Annotated in this window: 15 protein-coding genes; 6 read left to right on the forward strand and 9 right to left on the reverse strand. The window is 70.8% G+C overall.

Features of this window, described 5'->3' with window-relative positions:
- Positions 1 to 614 precede the first annotated feature (614 nt).
- Together ACZOOI_RS24665 and ACZOOI_RS24670 are read left to right on the forward strand one after the other, a co-directional pair.
- Positions 615 to 1307: an LmbU family transcriptional regulator gene (locus tag ACZOOI_RS24665; protein WP_465277868.1), complete on the forward strand. Its 693-nt coding sequence runs from the start codon at positions 615 to 617 to the stop codon at positions 1305 to 1307.
- A gap of 609 nt (positions 1308 to 1916) precedes the next feature.
- Positions 1917 to 3269 (forward strand): lysine N(6)-hydroxylase/L-ornithine N(5)-oxygenase family protein, encoded by a 1353-nt coding sequence (locus tag ACZOOI_RS24670; protein ID WP_465277869.1) that lies wholly within the window; start codon positions 1917 to 1919, stop codon positions 3267 to 3269.
- 64 nt (positions 3270 to 3333) lie between these two features.
- Here the strand turns inward: ACZOOI_RS24670 and ACZOOI_RS24675 are convergent, their stop codons facing one another.
- Both ACZOOI_RS24675 and ACZOOI_RS24680 read right to left on the reverse strand, forming a co-directional pair.
- A complete protein-coding gene (locus tag ACZOOI_RS24675) occupies positions 3334 to 4212 on the reverse strand; it encodes an SAM-dependent methyltransferase (protein WP_465277870.1) in 879 nt (292 codons plus the stop codon).
- A 202-nt stretch (positions 4213 to 4414) separates the two neighbouring features.
- Positions 4415 to 6193, reverse strand: a complete 1779-nt coding sequence (locus tag ACZOOI_RS24680; protein ID WP_465277871.1) for a CDGSH iron-sulfur domain-containing protein — start codon at positions 6191 to 6193, stop codon at positions 4415 to 4417.
- Between the two features lie 131 nt (positions 6194 to 6324).
- Between ACZOOI_RS24680 and ACZOOI_RS24685 the strand changes: the two genes are divergently transcribed.
- Positions 6325 to 6963: a TetR/AcrR family transcriptional regulator gene (locus ACZOOI_RS24685; protein ID WP_465277872.1), complete on the forward strand. Its 639-nt coding sequence runs from the start codon at positions 6325 to 6327 to the stop codon at positions 6961 to 6963.
- A gap of 39 nt (positions 6964 to 7002) precedes the next feature.
- Here the strand turns inward: ACZOOI_RS24685 and ACZOOI_RS24690 are convergent, their stop codons facing one another.
- A complete protein-coding gene (locus tag ACZOOI_RS24690; RefSeq protein WP_465277873.1) occupies positions 7003 to 8487 on the reverse strand; it encodes an MFS transporter in 1485 nt (494 codons plus the stop codon).
- Positions 8488 to 8619: 132 nt separating this feature from the next.
- On the opposite strand from ACZOOI_RS24690, the gene ACZOOI_RS24695 reads away from it, so the two are divergent.
- Positions 8620 to 9390 (forward strand): TetR/AcrR family transcriptional regulator, encoded by a 771-nt coding sequence (locus tag ACZOOI_RS24695; RefSeq protein ID WP_465277874.1) that lies wholly within the window; start codon positions 8620 to 8622, stop codon positions 9388 to 9390.
- Between the two features lie 154 nt (positions 9391 to 9544).
- Here the strand turns inward: ACZOOI_RS24695 and ACZOOI_RS24700 are convergent, their stop codons facing one another.
- Positions 9545 to 10033, reverse strand: a complete 489-nt coding sequence (locus ACZOOI_RS24700) for a MarR family winged helix-turn-helix transcriptional regulator (protein ID WP_465277875.1) — start codon at positions 10031 to 10033, stop codon at positions 9545 to 9547.
- Between the two features lie 190 nt (positions 10034 to 10223).
- Between ACZOOI_RS24700 and ACZOOI_RS24705 the strand changes: the two genes are divergently transcribed.
- A complete protein-coding gene (locus ACZOOI_RS24705; protein ID WP_465277876.1) occupies positions 10224 to 11768 on the forward strand; it encodes an MFS transporter in 1545 nt (514 codons plus the stop codon).
- A gap of 170 nt (positions 11769 to 11938) precedes the next feature.
- The gene (locus ACZOOI_RS24710; protein ID WP_465277877.1) at positions 11939 to 12958 is read left to right on the forward strand and encodes an NADP-dependent oxidoreductase; all 1020 of its coding nucleotides are present in this window, start codon (positions 11939 to 11941) and stop codon (positions 12956 to 12958) included.
- 109 nt (positions 12959 to 13067) lie between these two features.
- Here the strand turns inward: ACZOOI_RS24710 and ACZOOI_RS24715 are convergent, their stop codons facing one another.
- The 5 genes from ACZOOI_RS24715 to yczE form a co-directional block, all read right to left on the reverse strand.
- The gene (locus tag ACZOOI_RS24715; protein WP_465277878.1) at positions 13068 to 14531 is read right to left on the reverse strand and encodes a CHRD domain-containing protein; all 1464 of its coding nucleotides are present in this window, start codon (positions 14529 to 14531) and stop codon (positions 13068 to 13070) included.
- Between the two features lie 275 nt (positions 14532 to 14806).
- Positions 14807 to 15418 (reverse strand): hypothetical protein, encoded by a 612-nt coding sequence (locus tag ACZOOI_RS24720; RefSeq protein WP_465277879.1) that lies wholly within the window; start codon positions 15416 to 15418, stop codon positions 14807 to 14809.
- Between the two features lie 255 nt (positions 15419 to 15673).
- On the reverse strand, positions 15674 to 17143 hold the full coding sequence (locus tag ACZOOI_RS24725; RefSeq protein WP_465277880.1) for an SDR family NAD(P)-dependent oxidoreductase: 1470 nt from the start codon (positions 17141 to 17143) through the stop codon (positions 15674 to 15676).
- Positions 17144 to 17420: 277 nt separating this feature from the next.
- Positions 17421 to 17834, reverse strand: coding sequence for a PPOX class F420-dependent oxidoreductase (locus ACZOOI_RS24730; RefSeq protein ID WP_465277881.1), 414 nt, complete (start codon positions 17832 to 17834; stop codon positions 17421 to 17423).
- Positions 17720 to 18445 carry a membrane protein YczE gene (yczE, locus tag ACZOOI_RS24735; protein ID WP_465277882.1) on the reverse strand — a complete coding sequence of 242 codons (726 nt, stop codon included), beginning with the start codon at positions 18443 to 18445 and terminating at the stop codon, positions 17720 to 17722. Before yczE ends, ACZOOI_RS24730 begins: the two co-directional genes overlap by 115 nt.
- Positions 18446 to 18478 lie beyond the last annotated feature (33 nt).

An 18478-nucleotide genomic window follows, 5' to 3' on the forward strand; every position in this document is an offset into this window, starting at 1 on the left:
GAGCCGCAGCGGGTTGCGCACCTTATAGTGACCGCCCCGCGAACTCGGTCGGTCGCATCATCAATGGCCGGGCCCCGACACAATCCGGTTGGTCGAAACTTTTTCGCCGTTGCGCGGAATGAGATGATCGACTACCGAGCGGCTGGGGTCGGTATCTCTCCGAAACAACCCGTGGTCGGTTCCTTGATTTCCGGGAGTCGCTGAGATCTACTCGGGTAGGCCGTCGAAGAGAACCACATTGAATGTGGATCTTCAGGTGCCGGCAGGGCGTGACGCCGGTAGCCGCAACGCCAACGGGGATCTGTGAAGAGGCGAACGGGGCGAGTCGTTGATGCACGTATTCGTACACATGTCGGCCATTTCCGACCGCGCGATCCCGCAGACCGCGCGGCACGGTCGTACGCACGTGGAGCCCGGACCTTCGACCATCCGGCCGGGAGCGATCGGAGGGTGTCAATCGTGCCCGGCCGCGCCGGTGGGATCGACGGTCGGCTGAATACATACCGGATATGTCTGGTGTACCGCCCATGGCGGGGCTCCCCGTGGCGACGAGCTGCGCAAGAGGGATGACCTGCGCAACATTCGCTTGTTCGAACGTGCACTCACATGGAGGCATGGTGGCGAATCAAACCAGAAATCATGAAAGCGCGAGAGAGGCGCAGCTTCACTCGGGCCCGGGGGTCGTCCCCCGACCGCGAAGAGGCGTGGGGGACCATCCGCATCACGGCCGGTTGCTCACGACAAAAGTGGGCTTGCAAATACCTGCCGACATGACCTTCGAGGACTGGGAGCAGGCCGGACGCAAACTCTCTGGAATCCTGGATTCTTCGTCGTGGTGGCTCGGCGACTGGTTGGTATACGGGAAAGATCACTATACCGACCTGTACCAGCGTGGGATACGCGCGGCTGGGTTAAGCTACCAGACGCTGAGAAATTATGCATGGGTCTCGCGACGTTTCGAGTTCAATCGTCGGCGATCGGCATTGAGTTTCCAGCATCACGCCGAGTTGGCCTCGCTGCCCGTTGCCGAACAGGAACTGTGGCTGGACCGTGCCGAAGAGATGAACTGGACCACCAAGCAGTTACGCGGTGCCATCCGCGACGTTCGGGCGGCGGCCGAGGGGCAGGACGTCCGACAGGCCGAGGCGACCCGTCGGCTCGCGCTGCCGGGGGACCGTATCCAGTGGTGGTACAAGGCCGCGGAACAATCGGGGATCGACTTCGAGCAGTGGGTGCTCGCGACGCTGGACAATGCCGCGGAGCGGGTCCTGGAGGAAGTCGAAGAGCAGGCGAGCGTCAACGCCTGACGGCAGGTGATCGAAATACACGGGGTGATCGAGCCGGACGAACCGTTCGAGGCGGTTCGGCGCGGCACGATTCCGGGGCCCGTGCTCGCGAGCGCGGGCCCCTTCGGTCCGCTCCGGCCCGGCCCGGCCGCCGTTCGGTGGCGGGAACGCCGGTGGATTACCGCGGAGCGATTCGAACAGCCGTGAACCGCCCGGCTCGTGATACTGCGTGGGAACGATAATCCGGAACTCACCCTCTCGGTATTCCGGTGCGGCGACGGCCGCGTGCACTACGGCTTCGGCAGAGAAGTCGGCGGTTCGGTGTACGGATGCGAGTGAGCCGTACGGGTGACCGGAGCGTTGTCCTGTCGGCAGGACGGCGCAGGTCGTTTGTATTACGGGCCGAGTCCCTTGAAAGGTTTGCCCGGCCCCTCTAAGTTGAAGCTGCGGTGCCCCTCGACGCAATACCGAATGCGTTCCTCGTACGACCGGTCGAGAAACGTGGGAGCGTGGGCACGTCGGATGATGTTCATCGTGATCCCCGACCAGGGTCCTCTTCTTGGTTTCCGTGACCGACCCGTCCAAGATACGGAAGTCCCGGTCGCCGCCACGCTAGCGGGAGAGTTTTCTATGGGCACTTTTGCACGCGAAATCTACGACCTGGTGGGCATCGGTTTCGGCCCGTCCAATCTGTCGCTGGCCATTGCGTTGGACGAGTATCGAACCGAGGGTGCCGGCAGCAGTCGGTCGGGGCCGTCGGCGATGTTCTTCGAGCGACAGTCCTCGTTCGGCTGGCACCGCAATATGCTGTTGCCCGCGACGACGATGCAGATTTCCTTCATGAAGGATCTGGCCACGTTCCGCAATCCGGTGTCGCCGTTCGGCTTCGTCTCGTATCTGCACGCGTCGGGCCGGTTGACGCAGTTCGTCAACAACCAGGACTTCTTTCCGACGCGCCAGGAATTCCACCAGTATCTGGAATGGGCGGCGGCCGGCTTCACCGACCGGGTGCGCTACGGCACCGAGGTCACCGGGATCCGGCTGCCGGCCGCGACCGAGGCCGGAGCGGCCGAGCCGTACGTGGAACTGGAGGTCCGCAGCGGCTCCACGACCCGGGTGGTGGGCGCGCGCAACGTGGCGATCTCGACCGGCCTGGTGCCGCGCATGCCCAAGGGTGTGCAGCGCGACGAACGTGTCTGGCACAGCTCGGAGTTCCTGGACAGGTACAGGCGGAAGAACCCGTCCGAGCTGAACACCGTGGCGGTGGTCGGCGCGGGTCAGAGCGCGGCCGAGATCACCCGTTACCTGTACGACGAACTGCCGCACGCGCAGGTCTACTCGATCATTCCGTCCTACGGCTACTGCGTGGCCGACGACACCCCCTTCGCGAACCAGATCTTCGACCCGGGGGCGGTGGACACCTACTTCTTCGGGACGGATCGTTCCCGGGAGGCGTTCTGGCACTACCACCGGAACACCAACTACTCGGTGGTCGACGACGAGGTGATCCGGGACCTGTACCGGCGCTCGTACGACGAAGAGGTGCGCGGCCTCGACCGGTTGCGCTTCCTCAACCTGACCAGGGTCGACCAGGTCAAGCGGGCCGGTGACGAGACGCGGGTGTCACTGCTGTCCCTGCCGACCGACGAGACGCGGGAACTGGACGTGGACGCGATCGTGTTCGCCACCGGATACGACGCGATGGAGCCGACCGTACTGCTCGGCGACCTCGACCGGCACTGCCTGCGCGACGAGAGCGGCCGGTACCGGGTCGCCCGCGACTACCGGTTGCTCACCGCTCCCGAGCTGAGCTGCGGCATCTACCTCCAGGGCGGCACCGAGCACACCCACGGCCTGACTTCCTCGCTGTTGTCGAACCTGGCCATCCGCAGCGGCGAGATCGCCGAATCCATCATCGGCCGGCGCGCCGAACCGGCGGCGGAGCCACCGCTCCGTCCGGTGGTCGCCGGCGAGACCGGGTGATCCCCTCCATCCGGGACCACGGCCCGTCGGGTACCCCCGGCGGGCCGTACCCGGGCCTCGGCGGTCAGGGCTTGATGCCGACCGCGCCGTAGCCCCAGACGTTCTCGACCGTGTCCAGCGGGTGGTCCGGCTCGGCGTCCGGGTTCCAGTGGGTGCGCAGGCCCGGGTCGACCAGGTCGAAGCCGGCGAACATCGACAGGATGTCGTCGTGGCTGCGCATGGTCATCTCCGCGGAGGCGTTCTTCCATCCGTCGGCGCCCATGCGGCCCTGGCTCGGGTTGGCGTCGAAGGACGCGTGCGAGAGCAGCAGCATGCTGCCGGCCGGAAGCGCGTCGCGGAGCCGGGCGACGATCTCGTGCGGCTTCTCGTCGTCCCGGATGAAGTGCAGTATCGCGACCAGCATCAGCGCGACGGGCTCGCCGAAGTCGATCACCTCCAGCACCTCGGGCGCGGACAGGATGTCCTCGGGCGAGCGCAGATCGGCCTGGGTGAAGGTGGTTCGGCCGGGTCCGGCGTCGGTCATCAGCGCCCGTCCGTGCACCAGCACGATCGGGTCGTTGTCCACGTACGCCACCCGGGCGTCCGGGGCGATCTCGTGTGCCACCTCGTGCGTGTTGCCCGAGGTGGGGATGCCGGTGCCGATGTCCAGGAACTGGCGGATGCCCCGTCGGGCGGCGTAGCGCACCGCGCGGCGCAGGAAGAGCCGATTGAGCTGGAGGGTGACCGGCAGGTCGGGGATGGCGGCGACGATGGCGTCCGCCGTCGCGCGGTCCACCGCGAAGTTGTTCTTGCCGCCCAGCAGATAGTCGTAGATCCGGGCGGTGTGCGGAATGCTCGTGTCGATGCGGGCAGGCGACAACCGACTCTCGACCTCGTCGAGACGAGGCAGCCGCCACGCCTTCTCGTCGCCGTCCCCCGCGTCCCGCGCCGGTATGGATGTCACGTCCGCATGCCTCCGCACCACCGATTTCCTACGTTCGCCGAGCGTACTGCGGGCATTCGCGGTTTGGGTCGGCGCGTGGCGGCTGTCGAGGAATCGGTACACACCCGAAGTCGTCGGGCAACCAACCGGATCGAGCCGATCGGCGGGGTGGGTGCCGGCGGTCGGCCCCCGTGGCGCGGACCGCCGGCCGATGGTGGGTGAGCTACTCGGGCATGCCGTCGTCGACCCAGCGGGCGAACGCGTCCACCCGGTCGGCCGGCCAGGCGCCGTCGCACGGCATGGTGCCCTGGCGCAGCCGGGCCAGGATCGCCTCGGCATGCGTGCTCACGTCGGAGTGCGACCACAGGTCGAAGATGAAGCTCATCGACTTGCGGTCCATGTCCCGGAACAGCGGTTTGATGTGTGCGGCGTAGCCGATCGCCTCGTCCGCGGCCGGCAGCGGCGCGCCGGTCGTCTCCTCGCTCGGCGGCGGAGCCAGGGCGGACACCCGGGCACCGGCAGTGGCACCGCAGACCCACCACCAGCGGGGCACCGACATGTGGGCCGGTGGGCGGGCGCCGGGCTGGGAGTTCTCCACCGCGATCCGCGAGCCCCACTCGACGTAGCCGGCGAACGCGGCGCGGAACTCGGCGTCCCTGGGCAGGCCCGCGTCGTCGGCGGCGAGACTGATCAATTGCGCCCAGCGGGCCCGCCATTCCTCCTCGAGCGCCTTGCCGGCGTGCTCGCCGACCATGTGGTCGTAGCCGCCGTAGCGCTCGGTGTAGAGCTTGGGTCCGCCGAACGTCTCGACCAGCCAGGCCGCCACCCGCTCCGGGTGATCGGGCGCCATCCGGGCGAACAGCGGGGCCAGCAAGGGGTCCTGCGGGACGTACTTGTCGTAGAAGATGTGCGTCATCCGGGTCAGCGCGGGCAATCCGCCGGCCCATTCGTAGAGGGTGGGTTCGGCCGAAGGCGGCGGGTCGGCGAAACCGACGTACCAGTGCATGCCGCTACAGAACGGCTTGTTCCGCGAATGGCCGCACCGGCACAGGCTGTAGTGCTCGGTCGGGGCACCAGGCCCGCGCGGCTCCGGCTCGCCGTCGGCGCCCGCAAGCGGGATCCCGCCGGTGACCCGGTACGGGCCGTTCAGCGACACCTCGATCGCCGATTCGCGCTGCTGCGGCGGTGGTTGCCGCCCGTCGAGCAGGTAGTCCAGGGCGCCGGACGGGCAGGCCCGGACGGTTCGGACGATCTCGTCCATCCGCCCGCCGGACGGCGCCACGAACGGCTCCTCCCGCTGCCGGAAGACCGCGGACAGCCGGTCGGTACACAGACCCGAGTGTGCGCACAGGCCGCGGTTGTCGGTCACCGTGACCGGATCGCCGCGATGGTGGTGCCGTTCGTCCGGCACCCGGGCCGGATCCTTGGCGCCGCTGAAGCCGATCCGGGCGTGGCTGCCGTCGCACAGTGGCTTGGTGGCGGACTCGCCGCACCGGCACAGCGCGGTCTGCGGCAACACCGGGATCGGCTCGCCGAGCCGGTCGGTGACCCGGGTCGCGTTGGTCACCAGGTACGGGCCGTCCGGCGCAACCCGGATGCCGGTGGGCAACTCGGCCTGGAGCGCCGCGAATTCGGCCACCAGCGCGGCCCGGCTCGCGTCGTCGTCGGCGAACAGCCAGGCCAGGTGCTGCAGCGCCGCCGCGGCCTCGGGCAGGGCCGGCGGTGGTTCGCCGACGATCTCGGTGCGCAACCGGGTGACGTCCGAGGCCAGTTCGCGGACCGTCGTCGCCGGATCCCGATCGGCGCCGAGGGCGTCGACCGGCTCCGGGCCGGTGGGGTCGCCGCCCAGCGCGAGCAGTGCCTCGGTCAACGGTCGGATCACCGTGTCGCGCAGCGGCTCGGCCGCGTCGGCGTCGATCATCCGGCCGGTCAGTTCGTGGTCGAGAACCCGGGCCCGAGTCAGCACCGCCCGCAGCCGGACCTCGATCGGCGTGCCGGTCATGGCGTGCAACCGATGGGTCGGCGCGACGGGATGATGGGACGGTTGAACACGATGGTCACGCTCGCTACCCCTGTCTTGGTGCGGTGCTGCTTCAAGGCCACACAAGCAATACAATACAGGAGTGTATTGAAATGGAAAGTGCCAGCCGCGGTTCCGGTCGCGCCCGGGACAGTGCGATCGACGCCCGGATCCTGGCCGTGGCCGGACGCCATCTGGCCCGGGACGGGTATGTCGCGATGTCGCTCGCGGCGGTTGCGCAGGAGGCGGGCACCACCCGGCAGGCGCTGTACCGCCGTTGGCCCGGCAAGGCCGAACTCGCCGCGGCGGTGGTCGCCGCGCTGGGCGAGGAGCAGCCCGCCGACCTCGCCGCGGACAATCCGTTCACCGCGCTGGTGGCCGAGCTGACCGACTTCCAGCGCGGCGTCTCCAAACCCGGCCGCCTCTCCCTCGTCGGCACGATGCTCCAGGACACCACCGACCCGGACCTGCGCTCCCGCTACCGGTCCCGGGTGATCGCGCCGCGCCGGGCCCGCCTGCTGGCCACCCTGGAGTCGGCCCGTCGCCAGGGCCACCTCGCGCCCGACGCCGACCTGGAGATCGCCCTGCCGATGTGCACGGGCGCCTGGTACGGCCGCGAACTCGCGGGCGCCCCGATCCCGGCCGACTGGCCGTACCGCACCGCAGCGCTGATCTGGCGCGCCCTCGGTGGCACGATCCCGCCCGGGACGCCGCCGGCCCCCGAGCCGGGGCCGACGGCGAACGCCGGTTAGCCGACCGCAGATCGCGTGCGCTCGGGCCGCGCCGCCCGGCTACTCCTGCGCGGCGCGCGCCCGGCGCGGCAGCAGGAACGCGGTGAGCAGGACGAGGGCGAGCGCGGCCGCGACGACCCACAGGGTCTGCTCCAGTGCGTGGGTGTACGCGCCGGCCCGATCCGCGCCGCCCGATGCGGCGGCGTCGAAGAAGAGGGTGCCCAGGACCGCGACGCCCAGGGTGGCGCCGAGTTGCTGGTTGGCGTTCAGCACCCCGGATGCCGAGCCGGTCTCGTGCTCGTCGACGCTCGCCAACGCGATGTCGAAGAACGGGGCGAGTACCAGGCCCATGCCGATCCCGATGACCAGCAGGGCCGGCGCGAGTTGCCCGGCGTCGACGCCGGCGCCCACCTGATGCAGCGTCAAGGACAGCGCGGCCACGCCCGCGGCCATCACCACGGCGCCGGCGTGCAGCACGGTGCGGCCGAACCGGGGGACCAGTACCGCGCCCGCGGCCACCGCGCCGAGCACCACGCCCAGGGCGATCGGGGTGCTCGCCAGGCCGGCATGGATGGCCGACCAACCCAGGCCGATCTGGAGGAACAGACCGAACACCAGGATCAGTCCGTTCATCGCGGCGAAGAACACCAGGCCGACCAACAGGCTGCCGGAGAACGCACGCTTGGCGAGCAGGCTCGGGACCACCAGCGGTGCTCCGCCCGCTCGCGCGATCCGCCGCTGCCACCACGCGAAGGCCGCCAGGACCGGCAGGGCGCCTGCCATCGAGGCGAACGTCCAAGCGGGCCACCCCGATTCGCGCCCCTGGACGAGCGGATACACCAGCAGCAGCACCGCGGCCGAGACCAGTGCCATACCGATCGGGTCGAGCCCGGGCCGCTGCTTCGCCCGCGACTCGGGCACGTAGCGCAGCGCGCCGAGGATGGCCAGGATGCCCAGCGGCACGTTGATCAGGAAGATCGCCCGCCACCCGGTGCCCGCGGGATCCGCCTCGATCAACGCGCCGGCCACGATCGGGCCGCCCACCGAGGCCAGCGCCATCACCGGCCCGAACAGGCCGAAGGCCCTGCCGCGTTCCGCCGGCGCGAAGACCGACACCACCACGGAGTACGTCTGCGGAATGGTCAGCGCGGCGAACAGGCCCTGCACCGCGCGGGCGGCGATCAGCAGCCCGATCGACGGCGCGCCCGCGCACATCGCGGAAGTCGCGGTGAAGCCGCCGAGTCCGATCAGGAACATCCGGCGGCGGCCGACGATGTCGCCGAGCCGACCGCCGGTGATCAGGCCGACGGCGAAGGTCAGCGTGTATGCCGCGGCGATCCACTGCAGGCCGGTCGAACCCCCGCCCAGATCCGCCCGTACCGACGGCGCGGCCACGCCGACCACGGTCGCGTCGAGCAGATCCATGGTCTCGGCCAGCAGGACCACGGCGAGCGCCGCCCATCGCCGGGGATCGGGCATGGCCGCCGGAGGCGGGGTCGGGGCCGGGATCGGCGGTGCCGCCGACGCGAATGTGTTGACGTCCATGACGCTCCCTGTACGAATGGTGTTCGTGTTTGACGAATTGTGTTCGGTGCAACGATCGCCGTTCGTTCCAGGTGTCAGTGTTCGGTTCAACTACGCTGTTCGCAACCCCCGATCGAAACAGGACGGCAACAGATGGCGAGAACGTCGCGGACCGGGCCCGGTGCCACCCCCGGCCGGCCGCCCACCGACGCGGGTGCCGACGTACCGGACCTGCCCACGCCGCCGTGGCGCCGCAGCCGGACCAAACCGGTGCGCCCGCCGCTGAACCGGGCGTCGATCGTCCGGGCGGCGCTGGCCGTGCTGGACGAGGGCGGGCTCGAAGCGGTGAGCATGCGGCGGGTCGCCGACGAGTTGCACACCGGACCGGCATCGTTGTACGTCCACGTGTCGAGCAAGGAGGAACTGCTCGAACTCGTGCTGGACCACGTGCTCGGCGACGTGGTGATCCCGGCGCCGGACCCCGAGCGTTGGCAGGCCCAACTCAAGGAGGTCGTGCTGGGCTTCCGGGCGGTGCTGGCCGCGCACAACGACCTGGGCCGGGCGGTGCTGGCGGCGATCCCCTCCGGGCCCAATGCGCTGCGGATCAGCGAGGGGCTGCTGGCCGTCATGCGCAGCGGCGGTGTCCCCGAGCAGGCCAGCGCGTGGGTGCTGGACGTGCTTCAGCTCTACATCTCGGCCGACGTCTACGAGGCCGCGCTGCACCTGTCCCGGTCCGAGCACGGCGAGGATCCGATGGCGATGGCCCAGGCCTATCTCGGCGAGGTCATCGAGGCACTACCGCGGGACCGCTTCCCGACCCTGACCGCGCTGAAGCCGCACATGACCAGCGGCGGCCGGATGGCCCGGGTCGAATTCGGCCTGGACATCTTCATCCGCGGCCTGGCCGACATCCCCCGACCCTGACCCGGACACCACACCGCCGTCGACTCGGCGGCCGGCGTCGGCCGGGGTCGGGCGGCGCACGCGGGATCCGGGACGGGGGAGAGCCACGCGGGCCGGGGTCGGGCGAGCGCCTGTCGCGCCGGCCGGTCGGCGGCGACGAAGGCCCGGGCGGCGGTCAGGAGTGCGGGGCCTCCATGGCCGGGCGCAGGCGTGCGAGCAGGGCGAACAGGGTCAGGCGCTCGTCGGGGGCGAGGGCGTCGAGTGCGGCGCGCGTGGTCTTCATCTCGCTGCGGATGCGCCGGATCGTGGCGTGGCCCTCGTCGGTGGCCACCACGTTCTTGACCCGGCGGTCCTGGGGGTTGGGCTCGCGGCGGACCAGGCCGCGCGATTCGAGCCGGTCCACGATGCCGGTGACGTTCGAGGCGTCGCACACCAGGCGGTCGGCGAGCCCGCGCATCGGCAGCGGGCGGCGGAGCAGGGAGAGCGTCTTGGCCTGCACCGAGGTGAGGCCGTGCCGGCTGACCACGGCGGCGAAGTCGTGGAAGTACGCGGTCCCCACGGCGGCCATGGCGTCCATGATCTCGGCCGTGCTCGGGTCGGTGGGATCGACGCCGCCGACCGTGGTGTCGGAGGTGGGGGCGTCGGTGTCCGCGGTGCTGCTCATGGATCCAAGTTAACGCAAAAAGGTTGAGGACTTCAACCTTTGAACTTGACGTAGCAATTTCCGAGTGTCTACCGTCGGATTCGTCGTATTACTTGAAGGCTTCAACCATCGATGCCGGCAAGCTTCGCCTCGTCGCCCGAAGCCTCCGTCCCGAGCCCCGCTCGAAGTCCCCTCCCAGGAAGAGCACCCCGTGAGCCCCACCCCGCCCGGCAAGGGCATCGGCAGCGGTACCGGCCCTGTTTCCGGCCCCGGTTCCGCCACCGCCCCCGCCTCCGCCGACAAGCGACGATCCGGTGCCCCGCTGATCCTCGCCCTGGGTCTGGCCGCCATGGTCGTCGCGATGGCGCAGACCCAGGTCATCCCGATCCTCGGGCTGCTCCAGCAGGAGCTGGGCACCACACCCGCCGGCGTCGGCTGGGTGACCACCGCGACGCTGCTGTCCGCTGCGGTGTTCACCCCGCTGCTCGGCCGCTTCGGCGACCAGCACGGCAAGAAGCCGACGCTGATCGGCGTACTGATCGTGATGATCGCCGGCTCCGTGCTGGCGGCCGTCACGTCCTCGCTGCCGCTGCTGATCCTGGGCCGGGTACTCCAGGGCGCGGCGACCGCGATCTTCCCGCTCGCGCTGTCGATCATCCGCGAGGAACTCCCGGTGGAGAAGTTGCCCGGTGCGATGTCGCTGATCAGCGGCACGCTCGCGTTCGGCAGCGGGCTCTCGCTGGTGGCCACCGGACTGCTCACCCGCGGCGACGACCCGAACTACCACCTGGTCTTCTGGTTCTCCGCGCTCCTGTCCGCGGTCGCCCTGCTCGCGGTGATCCTGCGGGTACCGGCCAGTCGCACCAAGGCGGGCGGCCGGATCGACCTGCTCGGCGCGGCCACCCTGGGCCTGTTCCTGGTGCTGCTGCTCCTGGGCATCTCGCAGGGCCGCGAATGGGGCTGGGCATCCGGCCGGACCATCGGCGCCTTCGTCGGCTCCGTGCTGATGGCGGGCGTATGGGTCCAGGTCGAGCGCCGGGTCACCGACCCGCTGGTGGACCTGCGGATGTTCGTGCACCGCCCGGTCCTGCTGACCAACCTGGCCGGCCTGTTCGTCGGCTTCGCCGCGTTCAGCCAGTTCATCGGCATCTCCTACCTGGTCCAGATGCCGGAGCGGGTGGCCGGCTACGGATTCACCGCGTCGGTGCTGCGTGCCTCGGTCGAATACCTGCTCCCTGGCGCGCTGATCTCGCTGCTCGCGGCCCCGCTGGGCGGTCTCCTGGTGGGCAGGATCGGCGCCCGGGCGACCCTGGCGATCGGTTCGCTGGTGGGCATCGCCGGCTTCGCGTGGCTCGCCTTCGGCCACGGCGCGTCCGCGTCGGTGATCCTCGCGGGCATGCTCACCGGTATCGCGATCTCCTTCGGGTACGCGGCGATGCCCGCGCTGATCGTGGCCAACGTGCCGCACCACCAGACCGGCATCGCCAACGGCATCAACTCCATCTCGCGCAGCGTCGGCAGCTCGATCGCCAGCGCCGTGATCACCTCGCTGCTCGCCTCCGAGTCGGTCCCGGGGCTGCCTGCCGGCGTCCCGCCGATCCCGGCCGAGAGCCGGTTCACGCTGAGCTTCGTGATCGCCGGCGTGATGCTGCTCCTGGTCGTCGGGGTGGCGTTGGCGGGCCTCAAGCGGGTACCCGCCAGGGCCGAACCCGTGGTCGTGTCCGTATCGCAGGACCGGCAGTCCGTGGACGCCTGACGCACGAACCGCCACACACCGACGGACGGGCCGTCACCGGGGCAGACGGACGAGCCACCCGGATGGATGGACAGCCGCCCGCACGTACCGACAGCCACACCGACAGACGAACCGCCGCACCGACGCCCCGCCTCCCGACCCACTCCCACCGTCGAGAAAGGCCACTTCCGATGACCCCCACCACCAGCCGCGAATGGCACATCCTGGCCCGTCCCAAGGGCTGGCCGAAGGAGGAGGACTTCGCCCTGCGCGAGGTCGAGATCCCGGAACTCGCCGACGGGCAGATGTTGATCCGCAACCTGTTCCTGTCGGTCGACCCGGCGATGCGCGGCCGGATGAACGACGTCAAGTCGTACACCCCGCCGTTCCGGCTGAACCAGGCCATGGAGGGTGGTGCGGTCGGCCGGGTCGTCGCATCCAGGGCGGCCGGCTTCGAGGTCGGCGACGCGGTGCAGCACTGGCTCGGCTGGCGCGAGTACTCGGTGGTCGACGGCAAGGGGGCGGGCGCGCTCAAGGTCGACCCCGACCTCGCGCCGCTGTCCGCCTACCTGGGCGTCCTGGGCATGCCGGGCATGACCGCGTGGGCGGGCCTGCTCGACGTCGCCTCGTTCCGGCCCGGCGACGCGGTGTTCGTCTCCGGCGCGGCCGGCGCGGTGGGCAGCCAGGTCGGCCAGATCGCCCGGCTCAAGGGCGCCTCGCGTGTGGTCGGCAGCGCCGGTTCGGCGGACAAGGTAGCGCTGCTCGTGGACGAGTACGGCTTCGACGCGGCGTTCAACTACAAGGACGGCCCGGTCGCCGAGCAGCTCGGCAAGGCCGCGCCCGACGGCATCGACGTGTACTTCGACAACGTCGGCGGCGAGCACCTGGAGGCCGCGATCGGCGCGCTGCACACGCACGGGCGGGTCGCGATGTGCGGCGCGATCGCGCAGTACAACGCCACCGAGCCGACCCCCGCGCCGCGCAACCTGGCGCTGTCGATCGGGAAGCGGCTGCGGCTCCAGGGCTTCATCGTGATCGACCACTTCGGCAGGCGCGACGAGTTCCTCGCCGAGGTCGGTGGTTGGCTGCGCGAGGGCAGGCTCAAGTACCGCGAGACGGTGGTCGAGGGGATCGAGAACAACCTCGACGCGCTCCTGGGCATGTTGCGGGGGGAGAACACCGGGAAGATGGTCGTCGCCCTGCCGGAGTGATGCGGTGAACGGATCGGGACCTGCCGAGGGGCCGCGCGTGCGGGTGGACGCGCGGCCCCTCGGGGCCTTTCCGAGAGGGCAACCCGGGCCGCCGGGGCGGCAGTTCGGGTCAGCCGAGGAACAGATAGTCGGCCTGGTAGGGCACCTCGGCGGTGGGCCGGCTCGCCGGGTCGCACGTGCCGGCCGGCGCCACGCCGCCCTGCGTGTTCAGCCGCAACACCTGGGTGGTGGCGAAGAGCAGCCCCGGCTTGCCGGTCCGGGTCGCGTTCAGCACCAACTCGGGGATGTTGCCGTCGCCGTTGGGCAGCCTGGTCGCCACCGCACCGGTCACCGCGCTGCCGTCCGGAGCGATCCACTGCGGCGGCCCGGCCGTCGGGTTCACGAAGCTGTGCTTGAGGTCGCCCTGAAGCTTGGCGGCCACATCGAGCTGGGTGAACGCGGTGACGCCGTTCTTGGTCGTGCACCGGTAGATCTGCTTGCCGGCGACCACCGACAGGTTCAACGCCGGCGGCTTCGGAGTCACCTTCCGCTCCAGCTGTCCGCGCACCGCGCCGCCCGGGAACTCGGCCGTGTGCAGGTTGGTGTAGTAGTTCGCGGGCGTCGCGTCGATTCGCTCGACCACGGCCGGGTCGATCCCCTCCACGGTGCCGGCCAGGCCGGTGACCGACTGCGGCAATCCGCCCCTCGCGTCGAACAGCGGGGCGACCACGTCGCCGTTGCTGCCGGCCGCCGCCTTGTGCAGGTGGCCCAGCGTGGGTGGGGCCATGCCGGTCCAACCGAACGACCAGTCGATGCAGTTGCCCCACGGGCGCACCGAGGTGTCGGCGCGGCCGTTCGGGTCGCCGGTCTTCTTGCCCTCGGCGTTCTGCACCTCCTGCTTGCCCGTCGCCTCGGCGGGCAGTGTGCCGTTCTTGAGCACGCTGTTCACGTCGACCGGGCGGGCGAGCCCGACCAACTGCCCACGGATCGCGCCGCCGGGGAACTCGCCGGTGTGCACGTTGAAGTACAGGCTCGCCGGGTCGGCTTTGATCTTCTCCAGCAGCGCGGCGTCGGTGACCTTGACGCTCCCGGTGACCGCGTTCGCGGTACCGGGCAGCACCGAGGCGAAGAACGGCACCTTCACCTCGCCGTTCCTGCCCTTGCCGCCCAGGTGCAGGTGGGCCGCGGTCGGCGCGCCGATGCCCTCCCAGCGGATCCCGAAGGTCACCTGGTCGCCCCTGATCCGGACCAGCGCGGTGCCCTTGCCGTCCTTGTCGCCGACCGCCGCAGTGCCGCCGGGGACCTCGTTCGCGCCGGACAGGCCCGCGGCGAAGAAGGTCTCCTCGCCGGTCGCGGGTTCGGCCGCGCCGGTGTCGGTGCGGTCGGAGGCGGGGACCGCGCCGCCGTGTTCGGCGCCGTGCTCCGAGCCGTGTTCGCCGCCCGGCGAGCCGGGGTCGTTGGCGCCCGTGGCCACGTTGACCGAATCGGTCTTCGTAGTACCGGACTTGGCGTCCGAGGACGAGCAACCGGTGACGGCTAACGCGAGACCGGCGGCGAGGGCGATGGTGGGCAGCGTGTACCTGCGTGCGGGCATGACGTATCTCCCCGAGGACATGGGTCGGTGAATTCGTGTGCGTGGAAGGGCCGGGCCTCGTCCGCGACGGTGGCGCGGGGGCGCGCGGGCCGGTGGTGGTGCCGGGTACTGCGGTGGCGCGGTGCCGTGGGTTGGCTGCGGTGTGCCTCGGTAACTCGGCCGTGCTGTCCGGCGATCGCCCGGGAAGGCGATGGCCGGGACGGTGTCTCGATCGACGTGCCGCACAGCCGGGGCTGCCATCGACGGCGCGAGCCGGCCGCCGGTGCTCGGGTCGATCAGTTGCCGTAACCGCCGCTGCCGGTCGAGGGCTTGTCGGTCTGCGGCGCCGTGCTCGTGGCGGTGCCGGCCTTCTTGCCGTCGGGGGTCACCGCGAACCAAGTGCCGTTCACGCCCTGGCCCTTGGTGTCACCGGGCTTGGCGTCGGCCGCGAACCGATAGACCGGCCAGCCGCCGATGGTGACCTGGGTGCTGCCGTCGCTGCGGGTGACGCTGCCGACCGCGGACTGCTCGATGCCGTTGACCGTCACACCGCCGGTGGTGGTGACCGCGGGCCACTTCACGAGGCAGTCGCCGTCGCAGTTCGACTTGGCCGGCTTGGCGGTGTCCTTGTCGAAGCGGTACAGGGTGAAGCCGGCGTCGTCGGTGACGATCGCACCGAGTTTGGCGTCGGTGCCCGCCTTCAGCACGGCCTTGCCCGCCGTGCCGTTCGCGCTCTGGCCGGGTGCGGCGGGGGTGCCGGGCGTGGTCTGCGCGGGCCGGGACTGCTGGGGGGTGTTGTCGGCGGCCTTGCCGTCGTCCTTCGAGTCGCCGCCACAGGCGGACAGACCCAGACCGAGCGCACCGGCGATGGCGACGGCGGCGATGCCGCGAGTGCTGAAAACAGGCATGGTGAACCCCCGGGAGATGATCGATGGTTTTGACGAACGCCGGTACGGGAGACGGGTTTCTGGTTCCGTTCCCGAGTCGGCCGGCGCTGGTGCCGGTCGTTGCGCGAGCCTCGTTGCGCGTCGACATCCAGCAGTACGGGGGAGGGGTCGAAGAGGGTTCAACGTCGCCGAAAGTTTTTTTCGAGGATTGCCGACCGAACCCGGACCGGCCCCGGCGAAAACCTTCGCCGGGGCCGGAAAGCGCAGGTGGGCGGCCTACCAGGCGGCCGGTGCGTAGTCCTTGAGGAAGCAGCCGTACAGGTCCTCGCCGGCCTCGCCGCGCACGATCGGGTCGTACACCCGCGCGGCGCCGTCGACCAGGTCGAGCGGCGCGTGGAAGCCCTCGTCGGCGAGCCGCATCTTCTGCGGGTGCGGGCGCTCGTCGGTGATCCAGCCGGTGTCCACGGCCGTCATCAGGATGCCGTCGGAGAGCATCTCCTCGGCGCTGGTGCGGGTCAGCATGTTCAGCGCGGCCTTGGCCATGTTGGTGTGCGGGTGGCCCGGGCCCTTGTAGCCGCGGCTGAACTGGCCCTCCATCGCGGACACGTTGACCACGTACTTGCGGCGGGCCTTGGCCGCGGCCATCGCCGGGCGCAGCCGGCTGACCAGGACGAACGGCGCGGTCACGTTGCACAGTTGCACTTCGAGCAGTTCGACCGGGTCCACCTCGTGCACCCGCTGCGTCCAGCTGTTCACCGGGTCCAGGTCGGGCACCAGGCCGCCCGCGTCGATCGCGGTGCCGGTCTCGATCCGGGCCGGCGAGGCCGAGCCGCTGGTCAGCGCGAGCGCGGTGAGTGCCTGCGGGGTCAGCGCCTGGTCCTCCGAGCGGGACTGGCCGGGCAGCAACACGTGGCCGCTGCCGCCGATGTGGCCGAACGAGACCATCTCCGGCAACTCGCCGGCCGGCAGCGGCGCGGCCTCGGCGGCGGCCAACGCGGCGTACGCCTGCGGGGTCCGGCGGACCGTCTGTGCGGCGTTGTTGATCAGGATGTCCAACGGCCCGGCCTCGGCCACCGAGTCGGCCAGGGCGACCACCTGGGCCGGGTCGCGCAGGTCTATCCCGGCGATCTTGAGCCGGTGCAGCCAGTCCGCGCTGTCCGGCATCGCGGCGAACCGGCGGATGGCGTCGTTGGGAAAGCGGGTGGTGATCGTGGTGTGCGCGCCGTCGCGGAGCAGCCGCAGCGCGATGTACATGCCGATCTTGGCCCGGCCGCCGGTGAGCAGGGCGCGGCGCCCGGTCAGGTCGGTGCGCTGGTCGCGGCGGGCCCGGTTCTCGGCGGCGCACTCGGGACACAGCTGGTGGTAGAAGGCGTCCACCTCGCGGTAGCGCTTCTTGCAGATGTAGCAGGCTCGGGCGCGTTCGAGCACGCCGGCGATCTCGGTCGTGGTGACCGTGGTCAGGGCGATGCCCAGCGTCTCGTCGTCGATCCGCCCCGGCGCGCCCGTCGCGGTGGCGGCGGTGACCGCCTCGTCGTTGGCGATCACCCGGTCCCGGCGCTCCTTGCGCCGCCGCTCCTTGACGCTCTTGTAGATGGCGGCGGTGGCTCGCCGGATCCGCACCGCGTCCGGGTGCTCGACGTCCAGGTTCTCGACCTCGGCGAGCACGCTCAGGCACAGCTCCATACGCGCGGGGTCGATCCCCTCCGCCACGCTCGTGTCCGCCTGAATCTCGCTACTCGCTGTCATCGCCGTTGCCGTTTCCTGTGTTCGCCGCCACCACAAAACCCCGGCGAAACTCTACGTCGTGCCGGGACCTGGACCAATTCCCGCGCCCGCGGGCCCGGGCGCGCCGGCGTTCGGGCACTCGCGCATCACGCACCGCCACGGCGCCGGTGCGGGCGGCGCGCGCCACGGCCCGCCGGGCACCCGCAGTGCCGGGTCGTCGGCGCGGGCCTCTGGACCGCGCGGGTCGCGCCCCCGGACCCCCCGTGTGGCCCGGGGGCGCGACGTTTTCGGGCATGGCTCAGGTGCGGGACCAGCCGTAGGTGCGCTCGACGGTGATGCGGATGACGACGCGGTGCTCCGCGGCCATCACGGCGCGGTACTCGGTCCAGTCCGGGTGCTCGCCGACGATCCGGCGGTAGACCTCGACCAGATCGTCGGCCGTCGGATCGTCGGGGGAGCGGCATTCGGCGCCGATCTCGGCGCGGCCCTCGGCGACCAGGTAGCCGGCGTAGTCGGGAGCGGTGACCAGGAAGCTCGCGCGCGGGTCGCGGGCGAGGTTGCGGGTCTTGGCCCGGTCCGCGGTGGCCGAGATGCGAATCAACCGGCGGTCCGGCTCCCAGAGGTAGGAGACCGGGGAGAGCTGGGGGCGGCCGTCCCGCTTGAGGGTGGTGAGGACGCCGCGTCGGTCGGTGCCGAGGAGTTCCGTGTCCATGGGTGCGGGCTCGCCTTCGTTACGGGCCTCAGCGTCAGCCGGGGCAGGAACCAGTGGGCCAGTGGCCCGATGGAGAGGGTGAACACGACCGTGCCGACGCCGACCGTCCCGCCCAGCAGCACACCCGCCAGCAGGACGCTCGCCTCGATCACGGTGCGGCCCACCCGGATCGAGTGGCCGCGGGCGGCCCACCCGGTCATCAGCCCGTCGCGCGGGCCCGGGCCCAGGCCGGCGCCGATGTACAGCCCGGTGGCGATCGCGGTCACCACGATCGCCGCGACCAGCAGCCCCACCCGCAGCGGCAGGTTCTCCGGCGCCGGCAGCAGCGCCAGCAACGCGTCCACCACCAGGCCGACCACCACGACGTTGGCGATCGTGCCGATCCCGGGTCGTTGCCGCAGCGGGATCCACAGCAGCAGCACCAGGACGGCGGTGCCGATCACGATCCCCCCGAACGGCAGCCCGGTGCGCTCCGCGACGCCTTCGTGCAGCACGTTCCAGGCGTCCAGGCCCAGCCGTGCCCGCACCATCAGCGCGATGCCGACGCCGAACAGGGCCAGGCCGAGAAACAGCCGGACCAACCGATTCGGCAGGCGATCGAGGGTGCTCACGGAGCATCGGGCCTTCCTGGCCACACCGCCGGC

The sequence above is a fragment of the Embleya sp. L77 genome (genome assembly GCF_055557415.1).

What these genes read in the sequence shown, in the direction of transcription:
- ACZOOI_RS24665 (WP_465277868.1), top strand. Translation starts at nt 615, where the DNA reads ATGGTGGCGAATCAAACCAGAAATCATGAAAGCGCGAGAGAGGCGCAG.
- ACZOOI_RS24670 (WP_465277869.1), top strand. Translation starts at nt 1,917, where the DNA reads ATGGGCACTTTTGCACGCGAAATCTACGACCTGGTGGGCATCGGTTTC.
- ACZOOI_RS24680 (WP_465277871.1), bottom strand. Translation starts at nt 6,193, where the DNA reads ATGACCGGCACGCCGATCGAGGTCCGGCTGCGGGCGGTGCTGACTCGG.
- ACZOOI_RS24685 (WP_465277872.1), top strand. Translation starts at nt 6,325, where the DNA reads ATGGAAAGTGCCAGCCGCGGTTCCGGTCGCGCCCGGGACAGTGCGATC.
- ACZOOI_RS24690 (WP_465277873.1), bottom strand. Translation starts at nt 8,487, where the DNA reads ATGGACGTCAACACATTCGCGTCGGCGGCACCGCCGATCCCGGCCCCG.
- ACZOOI_RS24695 (WP_465277874.1), top strand. Translation starts at nt 8,620, where the DNA reads ATGGCGAGAACGTCGCGGACCGGGCCCGGTGCCACCCCCGGCCGGCCG.
- ACZOOI_RS24700 (WP_465277875.1), bottom strand. Translation starts at nt 10,033, where the DNA reads ATGAGCAGCACCGCGGACACCGACGCCCCCACCTCCGACACCACGGTC.
- ACZOOI_RS24710 (WP_465277877.1), top strand. Translation starts at nt 11,939, where the DNA reads ATGACCCCCACCACCAGCCGCGAATGGCACATCCTGGCCCGTCCCAAG.
- ACZOOI_RS24715 (WP_465277878.1), bottom strand. Translation starts at nt 14,531, where the DNA reads ATGCCCGCACGCAGGTACACGCTGCCCACCATCGCCCTCGCCGCCGGT.
- ACZOOI_RS24720 (WP_465277879.1), bottom strand. Translation starts at nt 15,418, where the DNA reads ATGCCTGTTTTCAGCACTCGCGGCATCGCCGCCGTCGCCATCGCCGGT.
- ACZOOI_RS24725 (WP_465277880.1), bottom strand. Translation starts at nt 17,143, where the DNA reads ATGACAGCGAGTAGCGAGATTCAGGCGGACACGAGCGTGGCGGAGGGG.
- ACZOOI_RS24730 (WP_465277881.1), bottom strand. Translation starts at nt 17,834, where the DNA reads ATGGACACGGAACTCCTCGGCACCGACCGACGCGGCGTCCTCACCACC.